This is a genomic window from Candidatus Saccharimonadales bacterium (assembly GCA_035945435.1).
Taxonomy (GTDB): Bacteria; Patescibacteriota; Saccharimonadia; order Saccharimonadales; family DASZAF01; genus DASZAF01.
This window is the reverse complement of the sequence record DASZAF010000016.1, coordinates 39,172-58,262: the sequence shown is the minus strand read 5'-3', so window position 1 is coordinate 58,262 and position 19,091 is coordinate 39,172. Positions and strand designations below refer to the sequence as shown.

Genomic DNA, 19,091 nt, shown 5'->3' with positions numbered 1-19,091 from the left:
GATAGTTTAGCTGGGGTAAAATATATCTATGGCAAAACACGAGATATCCGGTGGTACTGTACACAAAATGCCGGCCGACTTACGCAAGGCTCTGTTATCTGACAAGTCTGCATTGGAAAGATGGGAGGATATAACACCGTTGGCGCGTAATGAATGGATCTGCTGGACAGTAACTGTCAAGCAGCAAAAAACCAGAGATGAACACGTCAGGCGAGTTGTTTCTGAACTTAAAGAAGGTATGCGCAGACCATGTTGCTGGCTAGGCTGCATCCATCGTACAGATAAGTCGATAAGCCCGTCGGTGCAGTGGGTACTAAGTAAGCAATCGAAGTCTAAATGAAGTAAATTGGCTCCGGGGGCGAGACTCGAACTCGCAACCATTCGATTAACAGTCGAACGCTCTACCATTGAGCTACCCCGGAATACGCAGGTTATTATATCTGTATTAACGAGGGTGGTCAATTTGCTTCAACAGGAGCACTGACCTTTTCTTTTAGAGCCATGAGGCGTGACTTGGCGCTCTCGGCATGCTCTTTCATACCTAGTATGTGCAGTGTTCCGACGAGAACGTAGAGATCATTCAAGGCTTCCTCTTCGACTTTTTTGGCAGACTTCTCAACTGCCTGAAACCTCTTATCGACTTGCCCGACGAGCCATTTCTCAGGAGAAGCTTTGGCGGATGACTGTACTGGCACCTCTGCGCTCTGTCTCATAACTTCAAGCGAGCGAGCTGAGCGCGTCCGCTTTCTGAGGCATTCTTTAGAGATTAGATTATCGATATGGATAGCTACGGTTGAAACAGACTTATAACCCATTCCCCTCATTATCTCCCGATAACTCGGCCCATATCCGTGTTCGTTTATGAAATTCTCGATAAAATCGAGGAGCTCACGTTGTTTTTTGCTGGGTCGCATTTCGCTAGGAGTCATGATGAATATGCTTATGATAACCCCTATTATCTGCCGAATCAATTGTGATGTATGCGTGTTGGGCCTTTAAAGACCCAGGTTCGGTAATTGAAGTAATTCCAGAACGTCATAAACCCTGCCGCAATGAACTGGCCAATATATGGTGTGATATCCAGATAGTCTTGCATACCCTTAAGCAGGAAGTAGGTGACAAAGTAGTTAAGGGCCAGATAGAGACCGTACTTTATAATCCCAGCTTTGAGATGATCACGTCGAGCCTGTTTGGCAAAGACCCAGTAACGCACCAGGATGAAGTTGATGATCAAGCCAAAAACATACTGAATTGCTGTCGAGGGAAAGAGCCGGAAACCAAGAAAGTGGTAGCAGAGAACGAATACGAGGTAGCCACTCCAAAAGTAGATCTGTCCCTCGAGAAGATAGGGGATAACAACCCACTCTTTCAGCTCTCTGTGTAGACGCACCAGCGCGGACGGGTGCTCGGCCACTGCTCTACTCATAGTCTCTATTCAACCACAGCTGGCCTAGAAAGGCGATCGGGCGTCTCTATCGATCGTTACTAAGCTCGGATTGGTCGAGGCCGACGACCGGGACGAGAGCGATGCGGTTGTCATTTTCCATGGCTTCGATCTCTTCAAGACGGTTCTTGATCCGCTCCTGAAAACGTAGAATTCTGTCTTCGACACTCATTTTTTTGTTTTTACCTGTGTTTATCTTTTGTTGTAGATATTGTTATTCTAGCACGAATGTGCAAAAATGTCAACTTCCCTTTTAGTGGTCGCGAGGTACAATCAAAGTATGCATATGCCTACTTTTAAGATCCGTAACGATCTGGATAAGGTCTTTGTTATCAGCATCTTGCTCAAGGCCTTGGATGGAATTATCGAGACCATCGGCGGACTAGTTCTGCTCTTTGTCCGACCGAGTGACGTTAACCATCTGATCCACTTCGTTACTCAAGAAGAACTCAGTGAGGACCCAAAGGACTTTTTAGCTAATCACATCCTGCATAGCGTCCACTACGCAACACACTCTGCCCTGCTGTTCGGGGCTATATACCTGTTGGCACATGGTCTCTCAAAGGTCGTGCTGGTTATTGAAATTTTGAGAGATCGCCTCTGGGCCTATATAGGCCTTGTCGTTTTGACGATCGGCTTTATCGTCTACCAGATCTATAGGATTACATTTGTCCGCTTCTCGATTACGTTGACACTGCTGACGCTCTTCGACTGCCTGATTGTTTACCTGACCAGCCGGGAGTATGGCAGGCAAAAACGGCTCTTAGCTACACACGGCCCAAAAGGAGACTAACCCCCGTTATGCTTGGTGACTCTGATCACAAGTGGTAGAGTCACCGATAGGATGCGAATCGAGATTGAACGGATCCAGCCTCGAAACCCTCTCGATGTACGGCGCTATATACAACTGCTCAACGAGGCCAGTCTAAATCCTGCAGTTGTTAGCTTTTTGCCGGGGGTACTGGAGGTTAGGTCATATCGTCAAGCACAGAGAGCATTGGGTGATTGGGTTGCCTGCTTCTTTGTAAAAGTTGATGGCGTTGATGCCGGCAGGTTGGCACTGAGCAACGATTTCAATACCGATCCGAGCGTCGTAACTAGAACACCTGACAGCGTACGACTTGGATTCAACACGTGCTACTTCCTCAATGACTCCCTAGTAGAGGCTGACTCAGCAAAAGCCCATAGGATTATCGCCATGTATTCAATTCGCGAAGCATTCAAGGTTCAGGGCGACCCCACTCTCTCCCCATGGACACAGCTTACTGGCGCTGTGGGTGTCGACCCTTCTCGAGGTTGGGCCTACCTAGCTGACAGACCGGCTGATGAGTTTGATGTCAGCGTTGGGGAACCACAGCTCGGCTGGTTCCCGCAGTTTGAGATGGGTAACCAGGCTCTTCGCCTGGCTTACGCGACCGCTCACCCGAACGTCTCTTCTTGGAGCTCACGAGACTTACAGTCAACGACGGTTTGAAGTATTTAGGGAGCGTCGAGTTTTCTTGTTAGGAGAGGCTACAAAGACTGGCGCAGTCCAAAGCCCAGCCAAACCCCACCACAGTAGGGCAGTCGGATCGTCCGACCAGCCTTCTAGGACTAAGTTGATAACGAACATACCGACAAAGACGGCTAGTAGCGCACGAGGCCAAAGTTGCCGATGCTGAAACCAGAGTCGTCGGGCTACCAGAACATTGATAGCCAGAAAGAGCAGGAGCCCCAAGACACCCGTCTCAGCAGCGATATCTAAGTAGTAGTTCTCCGGAATCTGGGGGACTTTACTGTAGAACGATCCTGGACCATAGCTACCCGGGCCATAGCCGAGAGGTTTATGACTGATCGCCTTAACGGTGGTGGTTACAGCGTTAAAGTGGGCCGTCGTCGAGTTAATATTAGTCTGGTTCTTCCTGGCGTGGAGAATGTTTGCCTGTAGGAAGTTTGAGTGGGGCAGCAGGATGAGCACAGCGACAACACCTGCAGCTATGATCACAGCACCGATGCCAAAGATCCATTGGCGCACTCTCTGATTGGAGATACTCAGCCAGAGGTAGACCGCGACGGCGGCTGCCATGCCAAGAGCGGCGCTTCGAGAGTATGACTTATAGAGCAAAACGAGTGAAACAGCAAAGAGAACGCTTAGGAAGAACTTGCGTCTTTTTCGCCAAAGCATCGCGAGCAGCAACGTAACGATAACCAAGTACGCCCCGAACGGATTCGGGCCACGAAGTGTCGACTGTAGACGAATGACGGCCTGGTTGTTATTCAGAGTCGTATACGGGCTGACAACCGTCTGCCCAAAGCCGTAGCCAAAGTGAGTTAAGAAGTTCTTGGGTAGGACTGTCATCTCCAACAACGCGAAGAGGCCAACTATAACAGCGCAGCCTAGGACTACATATAGAGTCAGTCGAGCAAGTTTCTTTCGTTCGACGAATGTCAGAAGCAGCCAACCGAACGGCAGAAAGACGAGGTAACGGACGTTCATCAGGAGAGAGGCGATGGCCGCCTTTGGTGCCGGGTGAAGTGCTGCCCATAAGAGCAGGTTTAGAAGCGTGTAAGCAACGATCAGTAGGACAATCTTGTCGGTGTAAAAACTCTTAAACAGCTTCCGGCGATAGAGGTAAAGAGATCCCACCAAGGTATCGAGAGCGATGAGTATCTCTTTCCAGGACTTGACCACCAAGGTGTGGCCAAAGACCGAACCGGCCCAGGAGGTCAGAAGCGCATCGAATGGCATCAGGGCAATGACCAGTAGCCAGCTGACTAGCAGAAATCGCTCGACAAAACTAAGAGGGGTGAAGATATCCTTGAGTAACAAGAACGGCCGCTTTATGTACGGGATGTGGACGGCAGATGTGTCAGTCATCTCGCCTATCAGTATACACGCGCCAGATGCCACTCTAGCGGCCTATAAACTATGGGCGTCTAGACAAATGCTCACCAAGACATAATGAAGTTGACGCTACACCTAACATCTGCGCACTAGCCTATTTACATTATTCGCTCTAAAATAACAGACAATGAATGAACGCTGGTCGCAAATATATCGTCTCTTGCTTGTTGGTGGCGATTTCTTCGTACTAGTACTTGCTTTTACAGTTGCCTATATATTGCGTGTCAAGGTCAGTCACGCCCCACTTGCCGCTCACGTATACGCCCTACAGTACCTTCGCCTAACTCTTGCCCTCCTCCCATTTTGGTTGATTCTCTTTGCTTTTCTTGGCCTTTATACAAAACCCGTATTTGAAAACCGAATGAGCCAAGCAGTGCGACTTCTGGTTGGTTCTATCGTCGGTATCCTCTTTGTTATCGGTTACCAGTACTTCAGCGAACAGGCCGTCTTCCCCGCCCATATCGTTCCCGTCTATGCCACCCTCATTGGTTTTGCTTTGCTGTTGATCGAGCGCGAAATAATGGGGATTGTCAGAACTACAGTCTTCCGTTATGGCTGGGGTTTGACCCACGTCATGCTGATAGGTGATGGCGAGGCGACTCAAGAGCTGGGTGTGGTTCTTAGCGACAGCCGCCACACGGGGCACAAGATCGAAGCTACGGTCGGCAACAAGCAGTACTTCCTCAGGCATGGAGTGAAACACTTCCGTAGCCTAACTAGGGCATTAGCCGAGATAGATCATCTTGGTATCGATACCATCATCCAGACTGAGTGGTATAACGACAAAACTAATACCTTGATACTGCAGACCGCCCAGCAAGAACATATAGCCTACAAGTTCATCCCAACGCATAGTGAGTTTTATACGAGTTCAAACAGTGTCGAGCTATACCACGGGTTACCAGCCGTCAGCGTCAGACCTACTCCCCTTAATGGTTGGGGGCGGATCGCCAAACGACTTTTTGACACTGTCGCCAGCTTCATAGGATTGATCGTACTCTCTCCTGTCTTTCTGTTGATAGCCCTTGCTATTAAACTCAACGATGGCGGACCAGTCTTTTACACCCAGAAGCGCGTGACTCGCTTTGGCCATCGTTTTGACTTCTACAAATTCCGCAGCATGACTCCACGGTACTCAGGCATGTCAGACATCGAGGCCTTCCGCAAGATGGACCGGCCTGACCTTATCGAAGAGCTAGAGAAATACCGCAAGGTAGAGAACGACCCCCGTGTAACCAAAGTGGGACGTTTCCTGAGGAGGACAAGTCTCGATGAATTACCTCAACTCTGGAACGTTCTAAAAGGAGAGATGAGTCTCGTCGGCCCACGAGCCTTCATGCCGCAGGAGATTGTTCACTACAAGACCAGTCCACTTCTTTTCAGTGTACGGACTGGCATCACGGGTCTGTGGCAGGTCTCAGGACGGAACAGTCTAACCTTCGAACAGCGCATCGAACTAGAACTTTACTACGTCCAGAACTGGAGCTTCTGGCTTGATATGCTTATTCTCATCAAGACCGTCAGGGTTGTCTTTACTAAAAGCGGAGTCTTAAGGTGAAGATCGCTCTGACCTATGATTGGTTAACAAACATCGGAGGAGCTGAACGAGTTCTCTTCGCCCTTCATGAAGCGTACCCAGATGCACCGATCTTCGTTTCGGCTTTTGAACCAACTAGCCTTCTCTACATGTTTAACAACCTGGATGTTCGAACGACCTATATCCAAAAGCTACCCAAACCGATACGTAGACGACACCAGCTACTGCCAGTTGTCCGGGCACACTCCTTCCGACAGATTGACCTAAAAGACTACGATGTTGTTATCTCCTCGGCAAGCGCAGAGGCCAAGGCCGTAAGAGTCAGAAAAGATGCCGTTCATATCTGCTACTGCCACACACCAACTCGCTACTATTGGAGCCACTATGAAGAGTACCGGCGTAACCCGGGCTTTGGTAACCTTGACCCGTTTATACGTCCACTCATCCCCCCATTCGTAAAATGGATGAGGCACCTAGACATGCGATCGGTCCAGGGTGTCGACTACTTTATCGCAAACTCTCATGCAGTCCAGAAGCGAATCAAGAAGTACTATCATCGCGACTCGACCGTCATCTTTCCTCCGGTAGATATCAGGCGCTTCAAGCCCGAGAGACCAGTCAAAAAGGGTGATTACTACTTAGTTAGCGGACGCCAAAACACCTACAAACGCTTCGACATAGCCATCGAGGCCTGCAACAGACTCGGTCGCCGGCTGATAGTCGTAGGGGATGGGACTGAACACGAGAAACTCGTGAAGATAGCTGGACCCACCATTGAGTTCGTCGTCGGTCCTGATGACCAGGAGATTACCAAATACTTCCAAGGGGCCAAAGCACTCCTCTGGCCGCAAGTTGAGGACTTTGGGATTGTGCTCGTTGAGGCCTTAGCAGCAGGCACACCGGTCATTGCCTACGAAAAAGACGGGGCACTCGACACCATGATTGACGGAGTTACTGGACTCTTCTTCAAAGAGCAGACTGTTTCCTCGCTCTGTAAGGCAATCAAGAAGTTTGAGACTATGTCTTTTTCGGCAGCAAAATTACAGAAGCAGGCCGAGAAGTTTTCAGAAGAACAGTTCCAAAAGAACATTCACAAATTTGTTGCCAGCCATCGGAAGAAACCAGCTTAATCGAGAGCCTGAACTTTTTTGGCAATCTTACCCACATTTTGCGAAAGATCCTTGCGAGCCACCAAGACGCCGTTGGGGCTATTGACGACGACTATGTTATCTAGGCCTATCACGGCTATTGGTTTGTCCTCTTCATTGCGAATGTAGGAGTTTTCAACGTTGTCGAGTTCTATATTCGGTCCCTTAGTGTGGTTACCCTTTTTGTCGTGCTCACTGACCGAATAGAGATCCTTAAAAGATCCGACGTCCACCCAGTCGAATGAAGCCGGGACGACCATGAGATGCTTAACCTTTTGGATGAGACCGAAGTCAATAGTGTCGCTCTCTAGCCCAAGATATATCTCTTCGAACTCCTTTCTCGACTTCGCTGCAAGCAATCTGTCGTATGCCTTTTTCAGATTTGGGGTGTAGTCGCTCATCTGCTGCAGGAAAGTGTTGAGTGAAGCAATGAAGTAGCCGGCGTTCCACAGGTAATCCCCGCTCTTAAGGTATTCCTGGGCTATCTCGTATGGTGGTCTGGTCTTGAAAGTCAGCACATTATAGGCGAGACCTTCAGCGTCCGTGTCGCCATTCTTCTGGATATATTCGAATCCTGTAGCCGGATAGGTTGGTTCGATGCCAACCAAGACAATCTCTTTCGTTGCATTCGTTACCTTCTCAGCAGTCTTAAACGATTTGACAAACCCTTTGCGGTCACGTATGAAATGATCGGCGTGTATGAAAGCAATCGGCTCATCGTGGTCGTGGTTAGGTGTGACGTGGGCCAGAGCAGCCAACACGCAGTTGACTGTACCCTTCAGGCCAGGCTCCACCACAAAATGGTCTTTGGGAAGACCTGGTAGTTGGGCTTGGATTGATTTAGTCAGGCGTGTCTCTGGGACGAAGTAGATATCATCGCTGAGAGATTTGGCTCGCTCATAGGTCGTCTGAACCGGAGATTTATCTCCGTAGAGTTCCAGCAGCTGTTTAGGGTTGTTGTTTGTAGAGAGTGGCCAGAGACGAGTGCCCGAGCCACCTGCGAAGATGACAACTATCATGTGGCATATTATACTGTACTATAAGTACATGAAAACGAGCTCCGTGCAACTATCGGTTATTGTTCCCTCGTACAATGAGGAGAAGAATACAGCACCTTTCTACAAACAGCTCACTAAAGAGCTGACTCGAGAACGTGGCCTGACCTATGAGCTCATATATATAAATGACGGCAGCTCAGACGGGACAGTTGAGGAGATACGCAAGCTAGCCAAGAAGGATCCACGAGTAAGGCTCGTCAGCTTCTCACGCCACTTTGGTAAAGAGACCGCAACGACGGCAGGCATCCACGTTGCCCGCGGGAAGGCCATCGTTATGATCGACGCTGATGGCCAGCATCCGCCTCAGCTCATCCATGACTTCCTGAAGAAGTGGCGCGGTGGCGCCAAAGTTATCATTGGAGTCCGCAAAGCTAATCAGAAGGAAGGGCTTGTAAAACGCTACGGCTCAAAGATCTTCTATAGTCTCTTCAACACTACGTCCGGGACGAGTCTGACACCAGGAGCTACCGACTTCCGTCTTATCGACCAAGATGTCCAGAAAGAATTTAAACGATTAACGGAACGCAATCGCATCACTCGTGGTCTCATTGATTGGGTCGGCTTTGATAAAGACATTATTGAGTTTGTAGCCAACCCTAGAATGCATGGTAAGGCCAGCTATAACGTCTCGATGCTAATCCAGCTCTTTACGAACAGCTTCATCTCACTGAGTCTGGCGCCGCTATACTTACTCAGCATCATCGGTTCGATCTTTACGTTTATTGCTTTTCTCTTTGGCATCTTCGTTATCGTCGAACAGCTGATCATGGGAGATCCCATGCACCTGAAGGTGACCGGTACCGGTATGCTGGGTATCCTACTTGTTTTCCTGGTAGGCATCGTCCTTAGTTCGCAGGGCATTATTGCCCTTTATATATCTCGTATCCACACCGAGACCCAGAACCGGCCACTTTATATTATCGACGAAACAAAGTCTATCCTACCGAAGTAGCTATGATACCCTAATCATATGCTAGATAAAGCTCTTAAACGACCCCTCTTTAGATACGTCTTCATCGGCGGCCTCACCTATATCATAGACATCGCCATACTTGTTGGTTTGTACGCCGGTCTTCATACGACGAGAGCACTTGCGGCTAGCGCCTCTTTTTGGGTAGGTCTGCTAATCTCCTTCCTTCTACAAAAGCTGGTTGCTTTCCAGGACTACCAGAAAGAGATCCGCGCCATCTCTAAGCAGATAGTCTGGTATGCCGTACTCGTTGCCTTCAACTACTCGCTGACAGTCGTCATAGTGAGCCTCTTCCCTGGTCGCTATATTATCTTGAGCCGTACCATAGCTTTAGCTATAACCACATGCTGGAATTTTTTAGTCTACAAACGACTTGTCTTCAAAACCTCATCTAAAGGGGAGCCGTTGTAGTATTGTAATCTGATAGTTTACGTAAGCAGTTTTTGATGTTATTTTGATAAAAAGGCCACAAAACAAAAATGAAAAAGAAGACAGGCACCCTTAAACCTAAGCTGCTGGTCGCCAGTGGTGTTATCGTTGCGGCGGTTCTTGTTTTAGGAGTACTCGAGATAACTGGCACTATTCACCTCCTACACTCTTCGCCGGTTGTTCGTGCGCCCGGCAAGCCAAGCTACCACTCACCTGTAACTACAGACAAGCCGAAGAGCCCTGAGCCATCCTCGATTGTGCAACAAGGCACCGGTACAGACCTGCATGGTGCTTCTGTCAACAACGTCCCGACAGATCCCAGCGAGTGGTCAACGTCCTCAAACGGACTCGTAACCGTGAAACTACCCTCGGCCAACGGCACGTTTCACTCCGGTGATACAATAGTAGGTAGTGCCTCGGCCGGGCCTGTCTTCTACACGCTGATCGATAACCAAGCAGGCATGATCTCACAAGGATCAATCAGCGTTGTGAACAGTAACTTCACGGCTACGGTACAGTTCACTCCTTATGCCAGCGGTGGGCAACTCGACGTCTACAATACCGCCAATAATCAGCTGAACGGCAGGCAGATTAACGAGGTTGTAATACCAGTTAAGTTTTAAATTAGATGACCAAGAAGAAGTACATACTCATAACAAGCCTTGTAGCAGTAGCCGCAGTGTTATCTCTACTTGGGTTTTCATCTCCTCACGCACATGCTTTATCTGACGATAACTGGTCGAGATACCTTATCGACGACTCAATCTTCCGCAATAACACCTCGATGAACGCCTCCCAGATTCAATCTTTTCTAGGAGCTCAGGGGAGTGGCCTTGCTAATCTGACTGACGTTGAGAACTGCGGCAGCACATCTGACCCAACCTACTCCTATGAGGCCCAGTACTACAGTTGCGGCCAGACTGAGCCGGACTCAAAGATCATCTATGACGCCGGCCAAGCTTACGGCATTAACCCCCAGGTAATCTTAGCCACACTCCAAAAAGAGCAGTCACTTGTAACAACGCCGAATCCGACCGCTTCGCAGCTCAACTATGCTATGGGTTACGGCTGCCCTGACTCCGGAGGCTGTAGTTTTCCGGGCTTCTTCACCCAAGTAGATAACGCCACCTGGCAGCTCCGCTTTAACTACGAGCGGGCTAACGGTGATAACACTTGGTGGAACTCAAATCTGAACTACGCCTGCAACAGCAGCACCAACTTCTATTCAGGCGCTCTTGTGCCAGGTAGTCATGTCACGTGGTTTGATGGCAACGGAGTCAACTATAACAACTTCATTCTGCCGAATGCTTCGACTTCGTCGCTCTACTGCTACACGCCGCACGTATACAACAACCCTCAAGGCCTCTACGGCCTTCCCCAATATGGGTGTTGCGGTGACTACTATAGCGGGAGCTATAACTTCGTCGACTCATTTGTCAGCTGGTGGGGTAGCACGTACGCGCCATCATACCAGACCACATTCTATAACTTTAGCGGGTACCCATATATAAAGGACGGTGCGACCGGTACCGTTTGGATTGAGTATCAGAATACAGGGACTGATCCTTTATACGATCAGACTTCGGCACCCGGCGGAACTGCTCCTCTCGTCCTTGCAACGACCAACCCGATCAACAACCCGAGTCCATTCTATGATTCCAGCACCTGGACCAATAACACGCGACCGACAACCGGTTTTGCAGCAGTCTATAATTCAGACGGAACCACTCTTGCCTCTAATCAGCACGTCGCCCAACCAGGACAGATAATCAAGTTCAGCTTTGACTTCTCGGTACCAAACAACACAGCCGTTGGCACATACACTCAATGGTTACAACCTGCCCTTGAGGGGGCCAGCAACTGGAACACAGGTGGCATCGGCTACTTCTATATAGGCGTTCTCTCAACCTACGCAGCGTCTTACTACAACATGTCAGGATACCCATCAGCCCAAGCCGGTTCATCGACTTCGGAGTGGATTGAATACCAAAATACCGGTAACACCACCTGGAACAATCTGACTGCGGCCTCAGGCGGCACGTACGTTGATCTCGAGACGACACCGCAAGGACGGTCGAGCCCGTTCAGCGCCGCATGGACGAGCACAAGCATCCCGTCAACTGGTTTTGCGGCAGTCTATAACTCCGACGGCAGTACCCTTGCCTCAAACCAGAACCAAGTTGCTCCGACCCAGATTGTAAAGTTCAACCTTACCTTTACAATACCCGTCTGGGCTAGCCCCGGAACGTACCAGGAGTGGGTCCAGCCTGTTGTCGAGAATAACGTCAACCCACTGATGGGTGGTAATGGATTCTTCAACGTGACTGTCCAACCGACAACCTACAGTGCCCAGTTCACGAAGATGCAGAATTACCCGAATCTCATGCCTGGTAGCCAATCAACTGAATGGATCCAATACCAAAACACTGGTAATGCGACTTGGTATGACAGCACTAGCGCACCGACTGGCGTTGACCCTGTCACTCTCGCAACACTGGGACCCAATAACCGACCGAGTGACTTTAGCTGGACATGGCCGTCGCCAGGCACACTAGCAAACACGTTCGGGGCGGTCTATAACAGCGACGACTCAACTCTCTCTTCTAACCAACATGAAGTCCTGCCCGGGCAATATGTGCAGTTTAACATTACCTGGACGGCCGGCACCAACGAGAACCCGGGCACCTATCAAGAATGGTTTGCGCCATACTTCCCATCGTGGCCAGGAGTTATGACAGGTGGTAACGGATTCTCTAATGTGACTGTACAACAAGACAGCCGGAGCATGTCGTTCTATAACTTTAGCGGCTATCCTTCTGTAGCACCTGGCAGCTCTTCCACGGTCACGATTGAATATAAGAACACTGGAAACGACACGCTCTACGACCAGACCTCGAGCCCACCTGGTGTCGCACCGCTCGTGATGGCTATGACGAACCCGATTAACAACCCGAGCCCGTTCTACGACTCATCAACATGGACTGATAATAACCGGCCGACAACGGGTTTCGCAGCCGTCTATCAGTCTGATGGCGCGACACTAACGTCTAATCAGCATCAAGTTCAACCTGGCCAAATCGTCAAGTTCAGCTTCGACTTCAAAGTGCCGTCTGGCACCTCAGCCGGCACCTATCAGGAATGGTTACAGCCGATTCTAGAAGGTGCTAGTAACTGGAATATCGGCGGTCTCGGCTACTTTAACGTGATCGTCAATTAGACAGGCCGAACTATTCTCGTGCGTTAATCATTAACTTATACTTAGGTTCATGTTTAGATCAACCCAGAAACAGAAGAGACTGCTGCGGAAGTACTGGCCAGGATACCTCGAGCCCTTTGAGGAGAGTGTCTACTCCCAGAACGGCGAGGACGGTATTATCGCTGAGCTGCTTCATCGTACCGGGACAGAAAGTAGGTTTGGCGTTGAGTTCGGTGTTGAAGATGGCGTAGAATGTAACTCTCGCCTCCTCAAAGAGTCTGGGTGGCAGATTCTGCAGATGGATGGCCGAGATGATAACTCACCCGAGATTAAGAAAGAATTCGTTACAGCTGAGAACATCAATCGCCTTTTCAAGAAGTACTCAGTCCCAAATGATCTCGATTTTCTTTGTATCGATATCGATAGTAACGACTATTGGATCTGGAAGAGTCTCAGTAACAGCTACCGACCCCGCTTGGTGGTGACTGAATACAACGCTTCGATCCCGCCATGGCAGGCCAAAACCATAAAGTATGATCCCAAACACTACTGGGACACAACCAACTACTTTGGCGGTAGTCTCCTGGCTATGTATCACATTGCTAAATCGAAAGGTTATAGCCTTGTATACTGCGAGAGTAGAGGCGTCAACGCATTTTTTATCCGTGACGATCTTCTGAAAAAAGGGTTGGAGGCAAAAGACCCAAACAGGGCCTATCGCGGACCAAGTTATGGCCAGAAAAACACAGCAGGTGATTGGATCGGCCATAAACAGTCAGGAAAAGCAATGATCGATACTGACTAGATTAAGGATTCTTAATCTAAAGGTTGATATTTGAGAAGGCAATCATTGCAAAACCATCTTTCTTGATAGTCTCATCAAGATCTGAGATTGTTTCGACTGGCTTGAGGACCTCGTCGCAGAGATAGACATTCTTAAAGTCCCTCTTGATCTGTTTAAAAAATCCCTTGGGATCCTTATAACTTCCCGCCGTGAACTCGAGAAAAACAACGAGATCAGGGTTCTTCTTGATCGTTTGATTCATGCCCCGATAGACGCTCTCTTCATAACCTTCGACGTCTATTTTCATGACGTCGACTTTCTTGAGTCCAGCCTCCTCAACATAGTCATCGAGCGAAACTTGGTCAACCTTGAACGAACGAAGTTCTTTTTTATCGACAAATGCCGCAACAACCTGTTCGTCGATAACCATACTAGCGCTTCCGAAGTAGTCGCCAGGCACAGTCAGAGCCAACTTTGCCCTGGAAGCACCGACTGCTTTTTGAACGACTTTCGACCGTCCCCACATACCGTTGATTGAAACAGTCCTCTTTATGTAAGCCGCCAGCAAGGGGTTTGGCTCAAAGAAGTGGATACTACCCTCAGAGGTTATCTCGGTGCCAGCGACGAGGCCAAAATAGCCGAAGTTAGCACCAACATCAAAGAAAACCGAGTCAGGCTTAAGATAACGACGAAAGATCTTAGTGAAACTCTCTTCCCATACGCCATCCAGCATCAGGTGTGGCGCTAGTGAGATGTCTCTCGTATCAACATACATCTTCTGGCCAGTAAAGATTCTAGTGAGCGCCTCATGCTCACCGGTCGCAACCGTGGCACCATTCTTGATCATATGGATGAAATAGAGTGACTCATCCATCTTAGCCGCTGACTCGTCTGCCGGAGACGGAGCAGATTTGTGCCGAGCGTTCTTGATAAAGTCTACTGCGTTAAACCCCTTTTTCCCTCTTCCTGGAACCATTTACCTACTTACCCTCCTTTTCAAGCCTCTTCAGTGAATCGCCTACCTTATCTTTGAAATGTTTAAATGTAAACTGCCTCTGCCTCTCTCTGCCAAGCTCTGACAGCCGTGTACGCAGCGCTCGATTGTTCGCCAGCTCCACCATCTTTTCGGCAATCTCGTGGATATCATATGGATTCTCAACGTATAAGGCTGCGTCAGCTGCCGTCTCTGGTAGCGCACCACCTCGGCTGGTTAGAACGGGTATGCCATAGCTCATAGCTTCAAGGACAGTAATACTGAAGCCCTCCGAGAAGCTCGGAAAAGTAAAGATGAGAGCGTTCTTATAGAGCGTAAACTTGTCTTCCTCGCTAATGAAGCCGGTGAAGAGAACGTTGTCTTGAATATGGCCGGGCAACGATTCGTAGATCTCAACGATATCCTCAACCCCAAATGCCGGTGCACCGATAATGACCAGCGGCTTCCTTATGCGATCATAAGCGATGGCGTAGGCCTCGAGCAATCCGCCAACATTCTTCCGTTTTTCAATGCCTGTAGCATAGAGTAGATAGTTCTGTGGTTGAAGGTTCTTCATTTCGAGTATCGCACTGTCTGAAAGGTCTTCGGGAACACTCGAGACTACACCATAGACAACATCAACCTTACAGCGAGGCTTGAACGGCTTTAGTTTTTCGGCCGTGTTCTTTGAGTTGACTTGGACTAAATCAGAGTGTTTGAGGGCTGTTTCAACCTGACGGGCGAAACGAACCTGGGTTCCGTTATCTGCCGGGTCTTCGATCAGCTCAAGTGGCATGATGTCATGCACAAAGGTGACCAGCTTGGTCCTGTGACCAAGATCTTTACTGCGCAGAATCGTTGGCGAAACAGCATAGACAACATCTACGTCGTAAGCTCTTGCGATCCGACCGACAATCATGCGGCTGACCCGGGCTTTATTACGGGCAATAAACTGATAGGCGAATGGAGCTCGGATGATGAAGTCTAGCTCGTGCGCTAACGTCTTCTTGCCAGAAAGTAGTTCTGGACGGACCTTCATCAACGAATGCTCCAAGAACTTGAGCTTCAACATCATCTTTATGGCAGTACGTCTTCGATAACCACCCTTGATCATGTATCGAAAGCTCTTGCGCCCCTCGAGCAAGTAATGTTGAAGGTGAATATGCTCGACACGGTCGCGAAGTTCTTTGTTGCCCTCATATGCATGCTTGTACGGAATGCCCGTGAGCAGACCAACCTCATGGCCATCTTCCCTGGCTGCCCGAATAAGATTCTTCATAATCGCCCCGATGCCGCGCATACTCTCTTCGGCATCGATTGTCACAAACAAAATTCTCATGGTTGTCCCAATTATATCAGCTTAGATTGGTATAAATGCGCTAGAAAATACTCGCAGATAGCCTGTACCCACCACCCCTCTAGCTGACGAGATTCTAACATAGTTTTGCTGTTTTGGCACAACCAGAATATTCATCGGGTAGACTGTTTTCTGGTCTTCAGAAAATCGTATAACTTCTTAGCACTTAGCCCCCACGCGTAGAGATCTGAGCGCTTCATGCTCTTCTTGGCTCTCTTCTCTTTCTGTGCATCGGTCAGTTTGAGTGCTGACTGCAGGGCCTCAGTGATAGCCTCAGTGTCAGTAGGATCGAAATAGGTAGCGCCGTCACCAAGAACCTCTCGAAGTACGGGTATATCGGAAGCTAGCACGGGTACGCCCGCTGCCATGCCTTGAACAGGATCCATGCCGAACCCTTCATGAAGAGATGGATGGACGAAGGCTGTCGCTCCACTCGTCAAAACTGCAATCTCTTCATCAGAGACATACGACGTTGGCTTAACAATAGATACACCGCGACGCCGTGCCTTTGTGACAGCCCGAGTGACCGGATCGTCAAGCCACCCGCTACCACCAATTAAAACAAGGCTCATTGTCTTCGGAAGCTTTTCGAATGCTTCCACGAGTCGTACCAGATTTTTGCGAGGTTCAATATTGCCGACATATAAGAAATAGGGCTTGGTGATACCGTAAATCTTCTTAACTTTTACGATCTCTTTGCTGCTGTAGGGACGGTAGAGCTTTCTATCAACGCCATTGTAGAGGACTAGGATACGGGCCGGGTCGATATGATAATGCTCTGCTATCTCTCGCTTGGAGTTTTCGCTGACTGTAATGATGTAGTCGGTCTGTCTGATGAAGCGCGGAGTATTTCGCTGCAGCATCCTCTGATTCTTGGGCTCGACAAACTCAGGAAAGAGAACATGGGAAATGTCGTGGATATAAGTCAGTGCTACTGAGCGTTTGGTAAGTGGCCAGTTTTTGAAGTCACCAAAGAGATAGATGCCACGGCCAAGCAACTGATCCATGGGCGGCAGTAGACCGTATTTGACCAAGCCATTGAAGACGCGAGTCTTAAACGGTAAAGCAATTCGACGACAGTCCTTAAGCTCTGGGAACCTATCAAGTCTGGATAGACCTTGTTTCGGGGCAACTAAGATGATCTCATAGTGTTCTTTGAAGTCAGAATCGTTAGCGATAGTACTGGCAGTACCAAGAAGCGAGTGGGCCACGCCATGCAGTCTCTCTCTGGTGAGAGGAATTGCCTCAATAAACAGCTTGGTTTTAGTCGTTGCCATAGCTTCAATGACTCTTTGCGGCGGTCGCCTCTTTTTTAGTGACCTTGGCGCTTACTGGTGGCATTATAGGAGTCGTCGAACGCTCGGCACGCTTGATCGTAAAGGTCGCAGCCTCGTTGTACCAATCGAGAATATTATTGGCAGAGTCACCAAGCACAAGTGTCATAGAATAGTTGCCGTCATTGAAAATGTTGAGCATCTTCCAGGTAATCTTAAAGCGGCTCTTGGCCTTAATATCGCTTATATCGGGCAGATTAATCATCCTATTATTCATCGCTGTTAATTCTCGGCCGTCGGCTGAGAAAACATGAATGCCGTAGATAATGCTGTCGAGATTTTTGCGGGCCAGAACGTCAGCTGAGACGATGATCTCATCGCCATGTTGCGTGAGAGTGACATCTTTGACGACTGCGTCTCCGTTGCCCCACCGTTTGTTGTCACCTTGGCCGACAAAGCCCTTGTAGTTTTCCATGAAGAGCATTGCGTACTCACGGGCAATATCCTTCGGATCACCTTCATATTCGAGTTTACTTTTCTCAATCAGGACTGCGCGATCACAGAACTCTTTGATAGCATTCATGTCATGGCTAACAAAGATAACTGTAGTATCTCCCCGTTTGATCTGTTTGAAGTAGTCAAAACATTTGCGCTGGAAGTCGGCATCCCCGACGGCTAGGACCTCGTCGACTACCAAAATATCGGCCTGAGACATCGTTGCGCAGGCGAAGGCCAGGCGTACCTTCATTCCTGACGAGTAGTTCTTCAACTTCTGATCCATGAACTTCTCGAGCTCAGCAAATTCGACAATCTCTTTGTAATGAGACTCTGTCTGCTTACGCGAAAAGCCGAGTAAGGCACCGTTGAGAAAGACGTTCTCGCGTCCAGTTAGCTCACCGTTGAAGCCGACACCAAGTTCGATAAATGGCACCAGTTTTCCAGTCGTTGTAATGCTGCCTGAGGTTGGCTGGTAGATGCCGGCCATCATCTTCAAGAGAGTGCTCTTACCGCTACCATTACGACCCACCACTCCAAAGAACTCACCTTTCCGAACTTCAAACGAGACGTCTTTGAGGGCATGCTGTACTTCAGTCCGGCGAAAAGCACGGCTGTTAAATATATGGGTGAAGAGCATCTTTGTTGAGTTGGCCTGCTCATGCGGCAGAGCAAAGTTCTTGGAGACTCGATCAACCTTAACAACGACTGGTGGTTTGCTTTGATCGTCCATCTAGACTTCCTCCGCAAAGTATTTTGATCGCTTCTTAAAGTAGAGCCCAGCGAAAATCGCAATGAGGATAACTAACATGACTGGGGCTAGGCGAATAAAGGGGCTACTCCAGTAGTTATCGATCGTCGGGCTCTTGGTTGTGACGATATAGTAGCGTGCTCCCTGGATGATCTGTGCGCCTGGATTCAACAGCAACCACTTAGCCCATTTCTCAGGGACTCGAGCAATTGGATAGAGAATGGGGATGGCATAAAAGAGGGCTTGGAGAGCAACTTCCCAGATATAGTTAACGTCACGGAGGCGGACATAGAGAGTAGCTAGAATAAAGCCAATAGCCAGGCCAAGAACATACAGCTCAAGTAAGAGCGGTAGGGCCATCAAGATATGCAGGGAGATGGCGTCTTTGCTAACAATCATGAAGATGGCCACCACTACAAAGTTAAAGAGCAGGTTGATGAGGGCGTTGATGGAGACAGCCATGACGATCACGTAACGTGGGAAGTGAATGCTCCGAAGCAGCTCTCCTTGCCCAAAGATGGATGTCGTACAGCCGGTAGTAACTTCCGTAAAGAAACCCCACAGGACAATTCCGATAAAGAGATAGACTGCAGTGTGTGGAACGTGGAAGTTAAACTTTAAGAACCGTACGAAGACGGTGTACATGATAATAAAGATGGCCAGCGGTTTGACAAGCGTCCAGAGATAACCAAGAAATGATCCTTGATAGCGAAGCTTGAAGTCAGTCACGACTAATTCGCGTAACAGGATCACCGAATACCTGTAGCGTTGCATGAGTTTTTTCACTGACA

The 19,091-nt window shown here is 48.9% G+C and carries 19 protein-coding genes and 1 tRNA gene; 9 read left to right on the top strand and 11 right to left on the bottom strand.

Annotation, left to right across the window (positions count from 1 at the left end):
* Positions 1-347 precede the first annotated feature (347 nt).
* The 4 genes from VGS28_01950 to VGS28_01935 form a co-directional block, all read right to left on the bottom strand.
* Positions 348-422, bottom strand: a tRNA-Asn gene (locus tag VGS28_01950).
* Between the two features lie 36 nt (positions 423-458).
* Positions 459-929, bottom strand: a complete 471-nt coding sequence (locus VGS28_01945) for a hypothetical protein (protein HEV2412549.1) — start codon at positions 927-929, stop codon at positions 459-461.
* A 38-nt stretch (positions 930-967) separates the two neighbouring features.
* Positions 968-1,426: a GtrA family protein gene (locus VGS28_01940; protein ID HEV2412548.1), complete on the bottom strand. Its 459-nt coding sequence runs from the start codon at positions 1,424-1,426 to the stop codon at positions 968-970.
* A gap of 46 nt (positions 1,427-1,472) precedes the next feature.
* The gene (locus tag VGS28_01935; protein ID HEV2412547.1) at positions 1,473-1,616 is read right to left on the bottom strand and encodes a hypothetical protein; all 144 of its coding nucleotides are present in this window, start codon (positions 1,614-1,616) and stop codon (positions 1,473-1,475) included.
* 108 nt (positions 1,617-1,724) lie between these two features.
* Here VGS28_01935 and VGS28_01930 point away from each other — a divergent pair, with 108 nt between their 5' ends.
* Both VGS28_01930 and VGS28_01925 read left to right on the top strand, forming a co-directional pair.
* The gene (locus VGS28_01930; protein HEV2412546.1) at positions 1,725-2,237 is read left to right on the top strand and encodes a DUF2127 domain-containing protein; all 513 of its coding nucleotides are present in this window, start codon (positions 1,725-1,727) and stop codon (positions 2,235-2,237) included.
* 51 nt (positions 2,238-2,288) lie between these two features.
* On the top strand, positions 2,289-2,918 hold the full coding sequence (locus VGS28_01925; GenBank protein HEV2412545.1) for a hypothetical protein: 630 nt from the start codon (positions 2,289-2,291) through the stop codon (positions 2,916-2,918).
* Here the strand turns inward: VGS28_01925 and VGS28_01920 are convergent.
* Positions 2,904-4,301, bottom strand: coding sequence for an O-antigen ligase family protein (locus VGS28_01920; GenBank protein ID HEV2412544.1), 1,398 nt, complete (start codon positions 4,299-4,301; stop codon positions 2,904-2,906). The two genes, VGS28_01925 and VGS28_01920, sit on opposite strands and share 15 nt — an antisense overlap.
* 154 nt (positions 4,302-4,455) lie before the next feature.
* Between VGS28_01920 and VGS28_01915 the strand changes: the two genes are divergently transcribed.
* Positions 4,456-5,886, top strand: a complete 1,431-nt coding sequence (locus tag VGS28_01915; GenBank protein HEV2412543.1) for a sugar transferase — start codon at positions 4,456-4,458, stop codon at positions 5,884-5,886.
* Positions 5,883-6,995 carry a glycosyltransferase gene (locus tag VGS28_01910; GenBank protein HEV2412542.1) on the top strand — a complete coding sequence of 371 codons (1,113 nt, stop codon included), beginning with the start codon at positions 5,883-5,885 and terminating at the stop codon, positions 6,993-6,995. The genes VGS28_01915 and VGS28_01910 overlap by 4 nt, the downstream gene beginning before the upstream one ends.
* Here the strand turns inward: VGS28_01910 and VGS28_01905 are convergent.
* Positions 6,992-8,032, bottom strand: coding sequence for a sugar phosphate nucleotidyltransferase (locus tag VGS28_01905; protein ID HEV2412541.1), 1,041 nt, complete (start codon positions 8,030-8,032; stop codon positions 6,992-6,994). The two genes, VGS28_01910 and VGS28_01905, sit on opposite strands and share 4 nt — an antisense overlap.
* Before the next feature lie 28 nt (positions 8,033-8,060).
* On the opposite strand from VGS28_01905, the gene VGS28_01900 reads away from it, so the two are divergent.
* From VGS28_01900 to VGS28_01880, 5 genes are all read left to right on the top strand, one after another.
* Positions 8,061-9,023 (top strand): glycosyltransferase family 2 protein, encoded by a 963-nt coding sequence (locus VGS28_01900; protein HEV2412540.1) that lies wholly within the window; start codon positions 8,061-8,063, stop codon positions 9,021-9,023.
* 18 nt (positions 9,024-9,041) lie between these two features.
* On the top strand, positions 9,042-9,452 hold the full coding sequence (locus VGS28_01895) for a GtrA family protein (protein ID HEV2412539.1): 411 nt from the start codon (positions 9,042-9,044) through the stop codon (positions 9,450-9,452).
* A gap of 68 nt (positions 9,453-9,520) precedes the next feature.
* Complete coding sequence (locus VGS28_01890) at positions 9,521-10,093, top strand: hypothetical protein (GenBank protein HEV2412538.1); 573 nt, start codon at positions 9,521-9,523, stop codon at positions 10,091-10,093.
* A gap of 5 nt (positions 10,094-10,098) precedes the next feature.
* Positions 10,099-12,687: a hypothetical protein gene (locus VGS28_01885; protein HEV2412537.1), complete on the top strand. Its 2,589-nt coding sequence runs from the start codon at positions 10,099-10,101 to the stop codon at positions 12,685-12,687.
* 49 nt (positions 12,688-12,736) lie between these two features.
* Positions 12,737-13,471 carry a hypothetical protein gene (locus VGS28_01880; GenBank protein ID HEV2412536.1) on the top strand — a complete coding sequence of 245 codons (735 nt, stop codon included), beginning with the start codon at positions 12,737-12,739 and terminating at the stop codon, positions 13,469-13,471.
* 16 nt (positions 13,472-13,487) lie between these two features.
* Here VGS28_01880 and VGS28_01875 read toward each other — a convergent pair whose 3' ends face one another.
* The 5 genes from VGS28_01875 to VGS28_01855 all read right to left on the bottom strand — a co-directional run bounded on the left by VGS28_01875 (position 13,488) and on the right by VGS28_01855 (position 19,086).
* The gene (locus VGS28_01875) at positions 13,488-14,426 is read right to left on the bottom strand and encodes an FkbM family methyltransferase (protein HEV2412535.1); all 939 of its coding nucleotides are present in this window, start codon (positions 14,424-14,426) and stop codon (positions 13,488-13,490) included.
* A gap of 4 nt (positions 14,427-14,430) precedes the next feature.
* On the bottom strand, positions 14,431-15,762 hold the full coding sequence (locus tag VGS28_01870) for a glycosyltransferase family 1 protein (protein HEV2412534.1): 1,332 nt from the start codon (positions 15,760-15,762) through the stop codon (positions 14,431-14,433).
* Between the two features lie 131 nt (positions 15,763-15,893).
* Positions 15,894-17,057, bottom strand: a complete 1,164-nt coding sequence (locus VGS28_01865; GenBank protein ID HEV2412533.1) for a glycosyltransferase family 1 protein — start codon at positions 17,055-17,057, stop codon at positions 15,894-15,896.
* A 4-nt stretch (positions 17,058-17,061) separates the two neighbouring features.
* Positions 17,062-18,282, bottom strand: a complete 1,221-nt coding sequence (locus VGS28_01860) for an ABC transporter ATP-binding protein (GenBank protein ID HEV2412532.1) — start codon at positions 18,280-18,282, stop codon at positions 17,062-17,064.
* The gene (locus tag VGS28_01855; protein ID HEV2412531.1) at positions 18,283-19,086 is read right to left on the bottom strand and encodes an ABC transporter permease; all 804 of its coding nucleotides are present in this window, start codon (positions 19,084-19,086) and stop codon (positions 18,283-18,285) included.
* Positions 19,087-19,091 lie beyond the last annotated feature (5 nt).